Raw genomic sequence first — 16,224 nt, 5'->3', positions numbered from 1 at the left:
TTTTCATCATCATAAAGGGATTTTTATTAAGACCTTAAAACCTTTTCCGGGGTGTGAATCTATTTCGACATTTCCTTTTATGGATTGAATTCTATTCTCAACATTATGAAGTCCGTTTTTAAAAGATAATTGTGTCAAATCAGCTCCATTTCCGTTATCACTATAATTTATAGTAATGTTTTTGTCCGTTTCTTTAAAATTGATTACGCCTAAATTGGCATTACTATGTTTCTTCATATTTACAAGTAATTCCTGAAGCACTCTGTATACAGTTGTTTTTTTACTTCGATCCAGCGTATTCCACGAAACTGTTTCTAAATCATTTAGAATAATACTAGTGTTAGAAGTATTAAATTCTAAAATCATTTCTTTTAGACCTAAAACATAATTTTCGTTGGTAATAATAGCGCAATTTTCTTTCGATATGTCTCTGGTTCTGGAGTATATAATATCAAGATTGTTTAATAACTGCTCCTTGTTTTCTGTTAGCGCAAGGTTTTTGTTTTCAACAAATGCCATTGTATGGTAAATATCGTTAGCAAGTTCATCATGTAGTTTTTTTGCAATTCGGGTCTCACTTTTGTAAGTCGCTTCAATTTTTTCTTTCTTACCTCTGGAAGTCAGGTATAAATAGAGTACAATTATTAAAGTCAAACTGATGGCAATAATAATATACGAAATTATATTTCGATTTTTCTGTTTTTCCAGTTGTAGTTCGTTTTCGGCCTTATGGGTTTTCAGTTTTAAATTTTCGTTCTTTTCTCTTTTAGAGTCGTATTTTACACGTGCAAATTGATTTTTGACTTTCTGTCTCACTTCAAAAATGCTGTCAACGAGATTGACATATTTGGTAGAATATTTTTTTAATGCTATGTCAGAACTATTCTGAATGATTAGTTTTAGTGACGTTAATCTTTCATCAGTATTATTTGCAATGATAAATTGATTATAGCTTAGCAGCATATATTTTTTTGCCAGAGAAGAATTTCTTTTTTCATAGAATTTTGCCAAATGAAGATAGCTTTTTCCTAAATCAAAAGGATCACCTTTCTTTTGTCTTATTTTAAGGCTTTTATTTAAATAGTAAAGTGCTTTTTTGGGTTGGTTTATTTTAAAATAACAGAAGCCAACGTTATCAAGTGCTTTAGCATAAAACAGATCATCGCTTATTACTTCTTCTTTTGTAATTAAAGAAAGGAAGATTTCGAGCGACTCTTTGTATTTTTCTTCTTCAATCAAAATCACTGCGATATTATTTTTAGCGGCTAGATTTCTCCATGGCTCTGTTTTCAACTGTAAAGCCTTTTGGTTGTATAATATTGCATTTTTATAGTCGTATGTGTTTAAGTAATTAATACTTAAAATGACATAACTGTTCCATGCATATTGCTGGTTTTTTATATATTTTAAATAAAGTAATGCTTCAGTAACTGTAGATTCACTACCCGTATAATCACCTTGACTTTGCTGAATGTCGGCCATTCTGTTTAAAGTGCTTACATAATCTAAAGCATCAGTTACGGGGTTGCAGATAAATTTTACTTTGTTGTAGTAATAGAAAGCACTATCAAAATTATTTGTGTTATAGAAGTTATCAGCAACTTTAGTTAACTTTTCAATTTGAAGTTTTGTGCTTTTTTGTTTTGGAGTTGTATTGGTTTTCTTTTGGCAGGAAAAAAGAAATAGAAAAGTAAAAATAATAAAAAAAAAGTTCCGCATCATTCGTGGTATCATGCGCCAAAAATAAAGAATTTTAGTTCTTAAAAAAGAGTAGAAATACGGTATTTTGTTTAATTTGTAAAACTTTCTTTTTGTTGATTTTTAAGTATATACGAACAATACAATCTAATTTGTGGTATTGTTCGTATATATAATGCAAAATTGAAATTCTTTAAATTACACAGCTCTCATTCCTGTTGCAATAGCCAATCTGTTCCAGGAGTTAATAGTGATAATGATCATAATGATTTCTGCTAAATATTTGTCATCAAAAAGGCGTGCAGCATTCTGATAAACTTCGTCAGAAACATGATTCGTAATCATTGTAATTTGTTCTGTTAAGGCTAGTATTGCCTTTTCTTCTTCGGTAAATACATCGGCTTCACGCCAGGCACTAATGAGATAAATACGTTTTTCCGTTTCGCCATATTTTCTCGCATCTGCAGTATGCATGTTAAGGCAAAATGCACAGCCGTTTATTTGCGAGGCACGAATTTTTATTAGCTCTTTTTGTATGGGAGTTACAGAGGTAGTTGCATTATATTTTTCTAAATTCACTAAAGCTTCATACGCTTCAGGAGCAACTGTTGGGATAACGATTCTTGGTTTCATTTTTCTTGTTTTTAAAGTTTGATACAAAGATCTTGTATGTATGTTTTAAAAAACTTGAAGTACTTCAAGAAATGAATCTAGATTTTGCCTGCTCTAATTTTACTCATAAATTCAGCAGAGAAATCCAGATAGGAGGCAAGCATGTATTGCGGAACGCGTTGAACAAATTCAGGATACAAACCATTAAAGTGATGATACCTTTCTTCTGCCGACATGGTAAATAAAAACTTGATTCGCATTTGTGCAGCGCCAAAGGATTTTTGCGCTACAATTCTAAAATAGCGTTCCAGTTTCGGGATCTGAAATAGAATAGATTCTAAAGTTGATTTATCTATAGCAATTACCTCTGATTGCTCTACAGCCTGTATGTAAAAATGAGAGGGAATATAGTTGTGGTAGCTTAAGTAATCGGTAATCCACCAATTCTCAATGCCAAATTGAAGCGTTTGTTCTGTTCCCTTAGTATTAATAATATACTGCCTCATACAGCCTTTAACTATAAAATAAATTTTATTGCAAATCTGACCCTCTTCTAATACAAGTTCTTTTCTTTTAATAGTAGATACACTTAAGCAAGAAGCCAGTATGTCAATTTCTATAGGTTCTAGTTCTACGATCTTTTCAATATGTTGTAAAAGTGACTTGTGCATGTTATGTGTGATTCTGTACAAATGTACTTTTTAAATTTAATTCGTAAAAACGGGAACTAAAATGATCGTAAAAGCAAAAAACCATCCGCCGTGGCGGATGGTTTTTCTATGATAAGTAAGTAATCTAAATTGAGTTTATAAAACGTTTATTTTACTTTGTTAAGTATTGCTTTGAAAGCTTCAGGGTGATTCATTGCTAAATCTGCAAGAACTTTACGGTTCAATTCGATTCCGTTAGCTTTTACTTTACCCATGAATTGAGAATAAGACATTCCTTCCAATCTAGCTCCAGCGTTGATACGTTGAATCCATAATGCACGGAAATTTCTTTTGTTTTGTTTTCTATCGCGGTAAGCGTAGCACATTGCTTTCTCTACTGCATTCTTAGCAACTGTCCAAACGTTTTTACGTCTACCAAAGAAACCTTTGGCTTGCTTCATTATTTTTTTTCTTCTTGCTCTTTTGGCAACTGAATTTACTGCTCTTGGCATAATTTTAATGTGTTTTTGTAGCAGGCGTCCCGAATTAAATCAAAGGAACTTAAAAGCCATACTCCAAGGTTATATAAATAATTTTTAACCTAAAGAATTATTAGATAATTCTTAATTGTTGTTTGATGCTTTTCATATCTGTTTTGTGAACTAGCGCTGAGTGAGTCAAAGCTAATTTACGTTTTTTAGATTTTTTAGTCAAGATGTGACTTTTAAAAGCATGCTTTCTTTTAATCTTTCCAGAACCAGTAACTTTGAAACGTTTCTTGGCGCTAGATTTTGTTTTCATTTTAGGCATTTTTCCTAGTGTTTTAATTTATTCTTACTTACTTATATCTTTGTTTCAAGTTTAAAGTTTCAGGCTCAGATACTGAATACTGAAACTATAAACTGAGACTATTTTTTCTTCTTAGGAGCAATGAACATAATCATTCTCTTTCCTTCCAAAACCGGCATCGCTTCCACTTTACCGTACTCTTCTAAATCTGTAGCCAAACGTAGTAATAAAATTTGTCCCTGATCTTTATAGATAATAGAACGACCTTTAAAGAAAACAAAAGCTTTAAGTTTAGCACCTTCTTTTAGGAACTTCTCAGCATTTTTTCTTTTAAATTCGTAATCATGCTCATCTGTCTGAGGACCAAATCTAATCTCTTTTACTACAACTTGCGTTGATTTAGCTTTTAATACCTTATCACGTTTCTTTTGTTCGTAAACAAATTTCTTGTAATCCATGATTTTACAAACCGGCGGCTCAGCGTTTGGCGAAATTTCAACCAAATCCAATTCGAACTGATCCGCTAAACGTAAAGCTTCTGCAAGCTTAAATACACCTGGTTCGATGTTTTCGCCTACTAGTCTTACTTCTTGTACACCACGAATAAGGTTATTTATTCTGTGTGCATCTTTTTTTTCTACTCGAGGTTGGTAACCTCTGTTGCTTCTTATTGCTATGACTTTATAATTTAAGTTAAACTGTAAAAACTTTTAATGTCTTTTTTATTTCTTCGTTTACAATAGCGACAAATTCATCAATTGTAACTGTAATATTCCCTTTTCCTTCTTGCCCGTGACGACGGATCGAAATAGTTCCGTTTTTCTCCTCTTCCTCACCTACAATAAGCATAAACGGTATTTTTTGCATTTCAGCATCTCTAATTTTCTTACCAATAGTCTCGCTTCGGTTGTCAATTAGGGCGCGAATTTCGTGATTTTCTAGCAAATCTAAAACTTTTTTAGCATATATTTCGTATTTCTCGCTCAAAGACAAGATTATAGCCTGTTCCGGCATAAGCCAAAGTGGGAAATTTCCTGCTGTGTGCTCTAGCAAAATTGCGATAAAACGTTCCATTGATCCAAAAGGAGCTCTGTGAATCATAACAGGGCGATGTAATTCATTATCAGCGCCTTTATAAGTTAATTCAAAACGTTCCGGAAGATTATAATCAACCTGAATAGTTCCCAATTGCCATTGTCTTCCTAGGGCATCCTTAACCATAAAGTCAAGCTTCGGACCATAAAAAGCAGCCTCGCCATATTCTACAACAGTATTCAGTCCTTTGTCAGCAGCAGCATTGATAATTGCATTTTCGGCTTTTTCCCAGTTTTCATCAGTACCTATATACTTATCTCTGTTCTCTTTGTCTCTCAACGAAATCTGAGCAGTAAAGTCTTCAAAACCTAATGATCCAAATACATAAAGTACCAGGTCAATTACCTTTTTGAATTCTTCGTCTAATTGCTCCGGAGTACAAAAAATATGCGCATCATCCTGAGTAAACCCTCTTACACGAGTTAAACCATGCAATTCACCAGATTGTTCATATCTGTATACGGTACCAAATTCAGCATAACGCTTAGGTAAATCTTTATACGACCAAGGTCTTACATTGTAGATCTCACAGTGGTGAGGACAGTTCATCGGTTTCAATAAAAACTCTTCACCTTCGGCAGGAGTATGTATTGGCTGAAAACTATCAGCGCCATATTTCGCATAGTGACCAGAAGTTACATAAAGTTCTTTTTGACCAATATGTGGAGTAACAACTTGTTCGTACCCTGCTTTCTTTTGTGCTTTTTTTAAAAACTGCTCTAAACGATCTCTAAGTGCAGCACCTTTTGGTAACCATAAAGGAAGTCCTTGTCCAACTTTCTGAGAGAAAGCAAACAATTCAAGTTCTTTACCTAATTTACGGTGATCACGACGTTTGGCCTCTTCCAGAAGTTCAAGATATTCAGTCAAATCTTTTTGTTTAGGGAAAGAAGTTCCGTAAACACGAGTCAACTGTTTGTTTTTTTCATCACCTCTCCAGTAAGCACCTGCAACACTCATGATTTTAAAAGCCTTGATGATACCAGTATTTGGGATATGTCCACCTCTACATAAATCAGTAAAAGTAGCATGATCACAAAAAGTAATAGTTCCGTCTTCAAGATTCGAAATCAATTCAGTCTTGTAAACGTTATCTTTATATAGTTCTAAAGCATCAGCTTTACTAACCGGACGCATTTTAAATTCATGTTTTCCTCTTGAAATTTCAAGAACACGATCTTCAATCTTTTTAAAGTCAGCATCAGTGATCTTTTGATCTTCAAAATCCACATCATAATAAAAACCGTTAGAAATTGCAGGTCCAAGAGTTAATTTAATTCCAGGATACAATTCCTCAAGCGCTTGCGCCATTACATGCGAAGTCGAGTGCCAGAAAGCTTTTTTACCTTCCGCATCATTCCAAGTATATAAAATAAGACTACCGTCGGTCGTCAATGGAGTTTCGGTTTCTATTGTTGTACCATTAAAAGACGCAGAAATCACATTTCTTGCAAATCCTTCACTAATGCTCTTAGCAACCTCCATCGGAGTTACACCTGAAGCAAACTCTCTAATTGACCCGTCGGGTAAAGTAATCTTAATCATTGTTTATAATTTTGTGAATGCAAATATAGCGCATTACTAAAATACATACAATATATATATGCATGTTTATACTATTATATATGTAGTGAATTAATGTTATTCTAAAGTTGATGCTTTTTTATACATATATATTAAGCAGGTAAATGGGACCATAATGTGTAAGAAGGGCTCTCTAGAGAAGAATTAGTATTTTAATAAGGAGCTGTTTCCCGCTATCCGCTACAATCTTTTCTTCTACTGTCGGGGCTAGGGTAGTTGTTTTCAATAGGTGTCTTCTTATATATAAGTAAAGAAAGAAACTTTGTGGGGCAGGAAAGCAGGAGAAAGAGTCTTTTTGTCTTGGTGTTTTCGTGGCAAAGGAAAAAAGAGAGTGATAAGTACGTTATAAAGTTCTCAGGAAAGAATGTATTTCGGTGTGAAGTCCATAAAAATGGCATATTCTTAAATAAAATAATTGAGACAAGTGCAATCACTACAGTAAAATCCTATAAATGGTAAAAAACATCAAAAGCTAAGTTTTGTGTTATCAGAGTGTTAAGAAAAAGTTTTAAAAAAGATGGAAAATATATAATAAAAAGGCTTGTAAATGTAAATAAAGGGTCTACTTTTGCACCCGCAACAGCGACAGACGTTCTTTAAAATACTGACAAGCATTACGAATCAAACTGAAAATTTATTTTCAAAAAAAGATTAAGAAAAGCTTGTGAGATTTAAAAACAGAAGTTACATTTGCACCCCGCAAAACACGGAAAGTTCATTGAGAGATTGGTAAGGTTTGGAAGGAAAAAGGAAAGTAAATTTTCTTAAAAAAAACTTCAAAAAACATTTGCCGGTTTGAAATAAGTTTTCTACTTTTGCACCCGCTTTGAGAAACAAGCGAAACAAAATTGAAACACGTTCGTAGACATATTGAATTGACAGCCGTTTTAACAGAGATGTTAGAACAAAAGAATAAGAGTAATGGAATCGAGAGATTTGAAAAACCGATAGAGAAAACGTCGAATAATAATTAGTCTTAAGTAATTAAGACAAACAATATACGATGAAGAGTTTGATCCTGGCTCAGGATGAACGCTAGCGGCAGGCTTAACACATGCAAGTCGAGGGGTATAGTTCTTCGGAACTAGAGACCGGCGCACGGGTGCGTAACGCGTATGCAATCTACCTTTTACAGAGGGATAGCCCAGAGAAATTTGGATTAATACCTCATAGTATATAGCCCTGGCATCAGGATTATATTAAAGTCACAACGGTAAAAGATGAGCATGCGTCCCATTAGCTAGTTGGTAAGGTAACGGCTTACCAAGGCTACGATGGGTAGGGGTCCTGAGAGGGAGATCCCCCACACTGGTACTGAGACACGGACCAGACTCCTACGGGAGGCAGCAGTGAGGAATATTGGACAATGGGCGCAAGCCTGATCCAGCCATGCCGCGTGCAGGATGACGGTCCTATGGATTGTAAACTGCTTTTATACGAGAAGAAACATCCCGACGTGTCGGGACTTGACGGTATCGTAAGAATAAGGATCGGCTAACTCCGTGCCAGCAGCCGCGGTAATACGGAGGATCCAAGCGTTATCCGGAATCATTGGGTTTAAAGGGTCCGTAGGCGGTTTAATAAGTCAGTGGTGAAAGCCCATCGCTCAACGGTGGAACGGCCATTGATACTGTTAGACTTGAATTATTAGGAAGTAACTAGAATATGTAGTGTAGCGGTGAAATGCTTAGAGATTACATGGAATACCAATTGCGAAGGCAGGTTACTACTAATTGATTGACGCTGATGGACGAAAGCGTGGGTAGCGAACAGGATTAGATACCCTGGTAGTCCACGCCGTAAACGATGGATACTAGCTGTTGGAAGCAATTTCAGTGGCTAAGCGAAAGTGATAAGTATCCCACCTGGGGAGTACGTTCGCAAGAATGAAACTCAAAGGAATTGACGGGGGCCCGCACAAGCGGTGGAGCATGTGGTTTAATTCGATGATACGCGAGGAACCTTACCAAGGCTTAAATGTAGATTGACCGGTTTGGAAACAGATCTTTCGCAAGACAATTTACAAGGTGCTGCATGGTTGTCGTCAGCTCGTGCCGTGAGGTGTCAGGTTAAGTCCTATAACGAGCGCAACCCCTGTTGTTAGTTGCCAGCGAGTCAAGTCGGGAACTCTAACAAGACTGCCAGTGCAAACTGTGAGGAAGGTGGGGATGACGTCAAATCATCACGGCCCTTACGCCTTGGGCTACACACGTGCTACAATGGCCGGTACAGAGAGCAGCCACTGGGCGACCAGGAGCGAATCTATAAAACCGGTCACAGTTCGGATCGGAGTCTGCAACTCGACTCCGTGAAGCTGGAATCGCTAGTAATCGGATATCAGCCATGATCCGGTGAATACGTTCCCGGGCCTTGTACACACCGCCCGTCAAGCCATGGAAGCTGGGGGTGCCTGAAGTCGGTGACCGCAAGGAGCTGCCTAGGGTAAAACTGGTAACTAGGGCTAAGTCGTAACAAGGTAGCCGTACCGGAAGGTGCGGCTGGAACACCTCCTTTCTAGAGCCCCAATTGTTAGTAGTAATACACGATGGGGAAAAAAGATGTTTATCTAAAGGATCTGAATTTTAAAGTTCAATTACTCTTGCTGTTAGTTCAAATAATAAATTTTAAGTAAAACAGAGTCTCGTAGCTCAGCTGGTTAGAGTACTACACTGATAATGTAGGGGTCGGCAGTTCGAGTCTGCCCGGGACTACTTTTTAAATTGTTAATTATAAATTATGAATTGTAAATTATAAAAAGACAAAATAAAGAGACTGTAAACTTGAAAAGGAAATTCTAGAGTTGAGGCGTTATGAATAATAATTCATAATTCATAATTCACAATTCATAATTAGATTGGGGGATTAGCTCAGCTGGCTAGAGCGCCTGCCTTGCACGCAGGAGGTCAACGGTTCGACTCCGTTATTCTCCACTGGTTTACTATAAAGATAGTAAATAAAAGTTCATTGACATATTGAGATAAGAAAATAATAAAAAGTAGAAAGCGTTTTTTGTTATAAGTAGCAATACAAATAATAAAAGACAAAAAAAAACGGTCATAATTGATTTTATGATTGGTACAATAAGCAAAATAAGGGCGTATGGGGGATGCCTTGGCTCTCAGAGGCGATGAAAGGCGTGATAAGCTGCGAAAAGCTGCGGGGACGGGCACACACCGATTGATCCGCAGATACCTGAATGGGGCAACCCACTATGTTGAAGACATAGTACACCGATAGGTGGGCAAACCCGCTGAACTGAAACATCTAAGTAGGCGGAGGAGAAGAAAACAAAAGTGATTCCGTAAGTAGTGGCGAGCGAACGCGGATTAGCCCAAACCAATGTTGTTACGGCAAGATTGGGGTTGTAGGACCACGAGATTTTATGCACAAGGAACCGGAAGTTACTGGAAAGTGACGCCAAAGAGGGTGATAGCCCCGTATGGGTAACGAGTGTAATAGATAGTGGTATCCTGAGTAGGGCGGGGCACGTGAAACCCTGTCTGAATTTGGCGGGACCATCCGCTAAGGCTAAATACTCCTGAGAGACCGATAGTGAACCAGTACCGTGAGGGAAAGGTGAAAAGAACCGTGAATAACGGAGTGAAATAGATCCTGAAACCATACGCTTACAAGCGGTCGGAGCCCTTTCGTGGGGTGACGGCGTGCCTTTTGCATAATGAGCCTACGAGTTAACGTTGCTGGCAAGGTTAAGTGGTTAAGCCACGGATCCGTAGCGAAAGCGAGTCTGAATAGGGCGCTTTAGTCAGTAGTGTTAGACGCGAAACCGTGTGATCTACCCATGGGCAGGATGAAGCTGTGGTAACACACAGTGGAGGTCCGAACCGGTTGACGTTGAAAAGTCTTCGGATGACCTGTGGGTAGGGGTGAAAGGCCAATCAAACTCGGAAATAGCTCGTACTCCCCGAAATGCATTTAGGTGCAGCGTTAGTTATAAAGTTATATAGAGGTAGAGCTACTGATTGGATGCGGGGGCTTCACCGCCTACCAATTCCTGACAAACTCCGAATGCTATATAATGTTCACTAACAGTGAGGGCTTGGGTGCTAAGGTCCAAGTCCGAGAGGGAAAGAACCCAGACCATCAGCTAAGGTCCCCAAATATACACTAAGTTGAAAGAACGAGGTTTGTCTGCCCAGACAGCTAGGATGTTGGCTTGGAAGCAGCCATTCATTTAAAGAGTGCGTAACAGCTCACTAGTCGAGCGGACGAGCATGGATAATAATCGGGCATAAGTGTATTACCGAAGCTATGGATTTAGAGTTTACTCTAAGTGGTAGGGGAGCATTCCAGCAGGGTTGAAGGTGTATCGTAAGGTATGCTGGACTGGCTGGAAAAGAAAATGTAGGCATAAGTAACGATAATGCGGGCGAGAAACCCGCACACCGAAAAACTAAGGTTTCCACAGCTATGCTAATCAGCTGTGGGTTAGTCTGGTCCTAAGGCGAACCCGAAAGGGACAGTCGATGGCTAACGGGTTAATATTCCCGTACTACTAATTACTGTGATGGGGTGACGGAGTGATGAAAGCGCCGCGAACTGACGGAATAGTTCGTTGAAGTACCTACCTATAAGCTGCGCAGGCAAATCCACGCGGCTTGGGGAAATACGATAGTACTCGGAGTCTTCGGACAAAGAGATAGTGCGCCTAAGGGCTTCCAAGAAAAACCTCTAAACTTCAGGTAATTAGTACCAGTACCGTAAACCGACACAGGTAGTTGAGGAGAGAATCCTAAGGTGCTCGAGAGATTCATGGCTAAGGAATTAGGCAAAATAGACCTGTAACTTCGGGAGAAAGGTCGCCCCCAGCAATGGGGGCCGCAGTGAAGAGGTCCAGGCGACTGTTTATCAAAAACACAGGGCTCTGCAAAATCGTAAGATGAAGTATAGGGCCTGACACCTGCCCGGTGCTGGAAGGTTAAGAGGAGATGTTATCTTCGGAGAAGCATTGAATTGAAGCCCCAGTAAACGGCGGCCGTAACTATAACGGTCCTAAGGTAGCGAAATTCCTTGTCGGGTAAGTTCCGACCTGCACGAATGGTGTAACGATCTGGACACTGTCTCAGCCATGAGCTCGGTGAAATTGTAGTAACGGTGAAGATGCCGTTTACCCGCAGTGGGACGAAAAGACCCTGTGCACCTTTACTATAGCTTAGTATTGACCTTGGATAAATGATGTGTAGGATAGGTTGGAGACTATGAAGCGGCGTCGCCAGGCGTTGTGGAGTCATTGTTGAAATACAACCCTTTGTTTATCTGAGGCCTAACCCCGTTTTGCGGGGGACATTGCTTGGTGGGTAGTTTGACTGGGGTGGTCGCCTCCAAAAGAGTAACGGAGGCTTCTAAAGGTTCCCTCAGTACGCTTGGTAACCGTGCGTAGAGTGCAATGGCATAAGGGAGCTTGACTGAGAGACATACAGGTCGATCAGGTACGAAAGTAGAGCATAGTGATCCGGTGGTTCCGCATGGAAGGGCCATCGCTCAAAGGATAAAAGGTACGCCGGGGATAACAGGCTGATCTCCCCCAAGAGCTCATATCGACGGGGGGGTTTGGCACCTCGATGTCGGCTCGTCACATCCTGGGGCTGGAGAAGGTCCCAAGGGTTGGGCTGTTCGCCCATTAAAGTGGCACGCGAGCTGGGTTCAGAACGTCGTGAGACAGTTCGGTCTCTATCTACTGTGGGCGTTAGAAATTTGAGTGGATCTGATTCTAGTACGAGAGGACCGAATTGGACAAACCTCTAGTGTATCTGTTGTCCCGCCAGGGGCACCGCAGAGTAGCTACGTTTGGAAGGGATAAGCGCTGAAAGCATATAAGCGCGAAACCCACCACAAGATGAGATTTCTTTTAAGGATCGTGGAAGATGACCACGTTGATAGGCTATAGATGTAAAGGCAGTAATGTCATAGTCGAGTAGTACTAATAATCCGTAAGCTTATGTACACCCTTTTCTCCCGACTCCGGTCGGGAGAAGAAACTTTCTAAATATAAAATACTTTTCTTTATCTCAGTATGTTAAGATATTCTGTAATGTTGTTCCGATAAATCGGAATACCCATTGCAAAACGACCTTAAGGTGGTTATTGCGGCGGGGCTCACCTCTTCCCATCCCGAACAGAGTAGTTAAGCCCGCCTGCGCAGATGGTACTGCAGTTATGTGGGAGAGTATGTCGTCGCCTTTCTTTTAAGAATCCTTCCCAATTTATCGGGAGGGATTTTTTGTTTATATCACTTTGTGAAATTTACCGCAAAGTACGCAAAGGTTTTTTTTATCGTCTGTACTGCTGTCTTTATTAAGGTCGCAAAGGCTGTTCGTTGCGCACTTTGCGTAATCCCTTGCGTTCTTTGCGGTTAAATAACAGTTTATTTACATGATCTCTTCTGAAAGTAAAAACTATGAGGTTCTATGGACTGGAATTTGGGATTTTAAAAGTTGGAATTTCTTTTGAAAATAATACTTCCTTTTTACCGTAAACTGCGTTAGGGATGGGAGCGATATCCTTTTGCGACACACTACACTTCCGGCAAAGCAGCCTAAAACCTCTCTCGCAAAAGATTTAGCGGACAGCCCGGCCCGGACCCGGCCCGGAGGGAAACGCCCATATAATTTAAAATCTATTTTTCTGTTAAATTATAATCGTTTTTAAGTTTTAAATTATAGTGCGCTAGCCTATCTAAATGCTAATCTGTATTTTTGTATCAAATATTATAATTGAAGTATGAAAAAAAGTATTGTATTGTTGACATTGTTTGTTATCTCAAATTTAAGTGCTCAACAGCGACCTAAGTTGGTGGTAGGTATTGTAGTAGATCAGATGAAAATGGAATATTTGTATCGCTTTTCAGATGATTTTTCACCAAACGGATTTAAGAGACTAATGAATAATGGATATACTTTTCAGAATATGCATTATAATTATATGCCTACTTATACAGCTCCTGGACATGCGTCTATTTATACTGGAACTACTCCGGCGACACATGGAATTGTGGGGAATGAATGGTTTAGCAGGGCCCTTGGTAAGGAAATGTATTGCACAGATGATGCAGGTGTAAAAACTGTAGGGGATGGCACAGTTGAAGAAGGCGCAATGTCTCCTAAGAATTTACAAAGTACTACTATTACTGACGAAGTAAGAATGGCTACTAATTTTGAAGGAAAAGTTATTGGAATTAGCCTTAAAGATCGTGGCGCAATTTTACCAGCAGGTCATTTTGCTAATTGGGCTTTTTGGTATAGTAAAACCGGGTCTTTTATTTCCAGTACTTTTTACGGAGAAAAATTGCCTGAATGGGTTACTGAGTTTAATAATGAGAAACATTATATGCCTTACATTAATAAAGGTTGGGATTTGTACAAGCCAGCTTCTACTTATAACGAAAGTTTACCGGATAATAATCCTTACGAGGGTAAGTTGTACGGAAGTGCAGCTCCAGTTTTCCCATATGATTTAAAGTCAATGTATGAGAAGAATGATGCAGGGATTTTAAGGGCGACTCCTTTTGGAAATGATTTGCTGGCTGAATTTGCTAAGAAAGCTATTGAAAAAGAAGAATTAGGAAAAGATAATATTACAGACTTTTTAACTGTAAGTTTTTCTTCTACTGATTATGTAGGTCACTTACTTGGGCCACGTTCGATGGAACTACAGGATACTTATTTAAGGCTGGACCAAACTATTGCCGATTTCTTGGCCTATTTAGATAAAACTGTTGGAAAAGGAAATTATTTACTTTTCTTAACTGCTGATCATGCTGGTGCTGAAAATGTAATTTATTTGAAAGACCGTAAATATAATGTAGATAATTATCCGTCTAAAGATGTTAAAAAGAGTTTACAGGATTTCTCAACTAAAACATTTGGAGTTGATTTAATTTTAAATTATTCCAATTTCAATGTTTTCTTTAATAAGCAAATTATTAAAGATAAGAGGTTAGACTTGGTAAAAGTAAAACAAGCTTTTAAAGAGTTTTTAATTTCGCAGCCACAAGTTAAAAAGGTTTACACTGAAGAAGAAATATTGGCTAATTCAGGAAATGACTATTATTTAAATTTTGTTGCAAAAGGTTTTGATGTAACTCAAAATGGCGATTTGGTTATTATTGATAAGCCTGGTGATATAGAATATTCAACTACAGGAACATCACACGGAACACCTTATAGCTATGATACTCATGTGCCAGCTATTTTTTACGGATGGCATATTAAAAAAGGAGAATCTTACGATAAGAAAGCTATCACTGAAATTGCTCCAACAATAGCACAGAAAATTAAAGTTACTTTCCCAAATGGGACTGAAGCAAAAGTGTTACAAGAAGTATTAGATGAGAAAAAATAGTTTTCATTTTTTGATATGAAAATAAAAACCTGTCAAAATTCATGACAGGTTTTTTTATGTCTAAAAAAAAGACTTTTCAATTAAGAAAAGCCTTTAAATAGTGTTTTAGTAAGCACTTATTTTAATGTTAGCACTATGCGTTTGCTAACACTAACTCTTCGTTAAAAGGAAGATTCCAAGCTTCAGCAACTCCTTTATAAAGAATTTTTCCGTTAGCAATATTTAATCCTTTTTTCAATTCTTCGTTTTCGCTGCAAGCTTTTTCCCATCCTTTGTTTGCTAATTGCACTGCATAAGGCAAAGTAGCATTAGTTAAGGCTAAAGTAGATGTGTAAGGAACAGCACCTGGCATATTTGCTACACAGTAGTGAACAATGTCATCAATAATAAAAGTTGGATTTTCATGTGTTGTAGGAGTACAAGTTTCGATACATCCTCCCTGATCAACTGCAACGTCAACAACAACAGTTCCCGGACGCATTAATTTAAGCATGTCACGAGTAATTAAGTGAGGTGCTTTTGCTCCTGGAATTAAAACAGCTCCAACAATTAGATCTGCGTCTTTAATTGCTTTTGTAATATTGTAGTGATTAGACATTTCTGTATTTACGTTTGCTGGCATAATGTCATCTAAATAACGTAAACGTGGCAAACTTAAATCCATAATGGTTACCTGAGCACCTAAACCTGCAGCCATTTTTGCAGCTTGAGTTCCAACGATTCCTCCACCTAAAACTAAAACTTTAGCAGGAGGTACACCTGGAACACCACCTAAAAGAATTCCTCTTCCTTTTAATGGTTTTTCAAGATATTTAGCTCCTTGTTGAATAGCCATACGACCTGCAACTTCAGACATTGGCACCAATAATGGTAAACTACGATCTGCTTTTTCTACTGTTTCGTAAGCTAAACATACAGCACCTTTTTCAAGCATTGCATGAGTTAATGGCTCTGATGAAGCAAAATGGAAGTAAGTAAATAATAATTGATCTTTTTTAATTAATGGATATTCAGATGCAATTGGTTCTTTTACTTTGATGATCATTTCAGCAACAGCATACACTTCTTCGATAGTAGCCAAAACTACTGCACCTGCAGTTGCATATTCTTCGTCACTAAAACCGCTGCCTAAACCAGCAGTTGCCTGAACATAAACTACATGTCCATGTTTTTTCATTTCAGAAACACCTGCAGGAGTTAAAGCTACACGGTTTTCGTTATTTTTTATTTCTTTTGGAACACCTATTATCATTTTTGTTGGATTTTTTTGTTTTTGTTGAGATTCTTTTACAAAACTACAGATAGAGAATTTATTATGGATTAAGGACCTATAAATAAGAAAATATTATTTTATTTAATACTTTTACAGAAAAATATTCTATTTAAGAGTGTTTATACTCGTCCAAAAAGAAAAAATGACTTATTTTTATTAATTACA

9 protein-coding genes, 2 tRNA genes and 3 rRNA genes are annotated in these 16,224 nt (G+C 38.0%); 6 read left to right on the top strand and 8 right to left on the bottom strand.

Annotated features, from left to right (window positions below):
- Positions 1-9: 9 nt before the first annotated feature.
- The 7 genes from B0M43_RS00155 to thrS all read right to left on the bottom strand — a co-directional run bounded on the left by B0M43_RS00155 (position 10) and on the right by thrS (position 6,389).
- Positions 10-1,722: a tetratricopeptide repeat-containing sensor histidine kinase gene (locus tag B0M43_RS00155; RefSeq protein ID WP_078005770.1), complete on the bottom strand. Its 1,713-nt coding sequence runs from the start codon at positions 1,720-1,722 to the stop codon at positions 10-12.
- Positions 1,723-1,896: 174 nt separating this feature from the next.
- On the bottom strand, positions 1,897-2,331 hold the full coding sequence (locus tag B0M43_RS00150) for a carboxymuconolactone decarboxylase family protein (RefSeq protein WP_065451169.1): 435 nt from the start codon (positions 2,329-2,331) through the stop codon (positions 1,897-1,899).
- 77 nt (positions 2,332-2,408) lie between these two features.
- On the bottom strand, positions 2,409-2,981 hold the full coding sequence (locus tag B0M43_RS00145; RefSeq protein WP_078005769.1) for a Crp/Fnr family transcriptional regulator: 573 nt from the start codon (positions 2,979-2,981) through the stop codon (positions 2,409-2,411).
- 146 nt (positions 2,982-3,127) lie between these two features.
- Positions 3,128-3,472 (bottom strand): 50S ribosomal protein L20, encoded by a 345-nt coding sequence (gene rplT, locus B0M43_RS00140; protein WP_041515545.1) that lies wholly within the window; start codon positions 3,470-3,472, stop codon positions 3,128-3,130.
- Between the two features lie 100 nt (positions 3,473-3,572).
- A complete protein-coding gene (gene rpmI, locus B0M43_RS00135; RefSeq protein WP_022827375.1) occupies positions 3,573-3,770 on the bottom strand; it encodes a 50S ribosomal protein L35 in 198 nt (65 codons plus the stop codon).
- A gap of 98 nt (positions 3,771-3,868) precedes the next feature.
- Positions 3,869-4,426, bottom strand: a complete 558-nt coding sequence (infC, locus tag B0M43_RS00130; protein WP_371296044.1) for a translation initiation factor IF-3 — start codon at positions 4,424-4,426, stop codon at positions 3,869-3,871.
- 16 nt (positions 4,427-4,442) lie between these two features.
- Positions 4,443-6,389, bottom strand: coding sequence for a threonine--tRNA ligase (gene thrS / locus B0M43_RS00125; RefSeq protein ID WP_065451172.1), 1,947 nt, complete (start codon positions 6,387-6,389; stop codon positions 4,443-4,445).
- Positions 6,390-7,428: 1,039 nt separating this feature from the next.
- Here thrS and B0M43_RS00120 point away from each other — a divergent pair.
- The 6 genes from B0M43_RS00120 to pafA all read left to right on the top strand — a co-directional run bounded on the left by B0M43_RS00120 (position 7,429) and on the right by pafA (position 14,786).
- Positions 7,429-8,942: ribosomal RNA gene (locus B0M43_RS00120) — 16S ribosomal RNA — on the top strand.
- A 123-nt stretch (positions 8,943-9,065) separates the two neighbouring features.
- Positions 9,066-9,139, top strand: a tRNA-Ile gene (locus tag B0M43_RS00115).
- Positions 9,140-9,284: 145 nt separating this feature from the next.
- Positions 9,285-9,358: transfer RNA gene (locus tag B0M43_RS00110), tRNA-Ala, on the top strand.
- 148 nt (positions 9,359-9,506) lie between these two features.
- Positions 9,507-12,390, top strand: a 23S ribosomal RNA gene (locus tag B0M43_RS00105).
- Between the two features lie 129 nt (positions 12,391-12,519).
- Positions 12,520-12,629, top strand: a 5S ribosomal RNA gene (rrf, locus tag B0M43_RS00100).
- The 16S, 23S and 5S rRNA genes sit together here with 2 tRNA genes alongside, the layout of an rRNA operon.
- 537 nt (positions 12,630-13,166) lie before the next feature.
- Complete coding sequence (gene pafA / locus B0M43_RS00095; RefSeq protein ID WP_078005768.1) at positions 13,167-14,786, top strand: alkaline phosphatase PafA; 1,620 nt, start codon at positions 13,167-13,169, stop codon at positions 14,784-14,786.
- A gap of 133 nt (positions 14,787-14,919) precedes the next feature.
- On the opposite strand, the gene ald is transcribed toward pafA, so the two are convergent.
- Positions 14,920-16,038 carry an alanine dehydrogenase gene (gene ald, locus B0M43_RS00090; protein WP_078005767.1) on the bottom strand — a complete coding sequence of 373 codons (1,119 nt, stop codon included), beginning with the start codon at positions 16,036-16,038 and terminating at the stop codon, positions 14,920-14,922.
- Positions 16,039-16,224 lie beyond the last annotated feature (186 nt).

This window comes from Flavobacterium sp. KBS0721, assembly GCF_002007065.3.
In the GTDB taxonomy this organism is placed as follows: Bacteria; Bacteroidota; Bacteroidia; order Flavobacteriales; family Flavobacteriaceae; genus Flavobacterium; species Flavobacterium piscis.
The sequence above is the reverse complement of the archived record's forward strand: the minus strand, read 5'-3'. Positions and strand labels throughout refer to the sequence as shown.

Excerpts from the sequence above, each read along its gene's own strand:
- rplT (WP_041515545.1), bottom strand. The coding sequence starts at position 3,472 with ATGCCAAGAGCAGTAAATTCAGTTGCCAAAAGAGCAAGAAGAAAAAAA.
- rpmI (WP_022827375.1), bottom strand. The coding sequence starts at position 3,770 with ATGCCTAAAATGAAAACAAAATCTAGCGCCAAGAAACGTTTCAAAGTT.
- B0M43_RS00145 (WP_078005769.1), bottom strand. The coding sequence starts at position 2,981 with ATGCACAAGTCACTTTTACAACATATTGAAAAGATCGTAGAACTAGAA.
- B0M43_RS00155 (WP_078005770.1), bottom strand. The coding sequence starts at position 1,722 with ATGATGCGGAACTTTTTTTTTATTATTTTTACTTTTCTATTTCTTTTT.
- ald (WP_078005767.1), bottom strand. The coding sequence starts at position 16,038 with ATGATAATAGGTGTTCCAAAAGAAATAAAAAATAACGAAAACCGTGTA.
- thrS (WP_065451172.1), bottom strand. The coding sequence starts at position 6,389 with ATGATTAAGATTACTTTACCCGACGGGTCAATTAGAGAGTTTGCTTCA.
- pafA (WP_078005768.1), top strand. The coding sequence starts at position 13,167 with ATGAAAAAAAGTATTGTATTGTTGACATTGTTTGTTATCTCAAATTTA.
- B0M43_RS00150 (WP_065451169.1), bottom strand. The coding sequence starts at position 2,331 with ATGAAACCAAGAATCGTTATCCCAACAGTTGCTCCTGAAGCGTATGAA.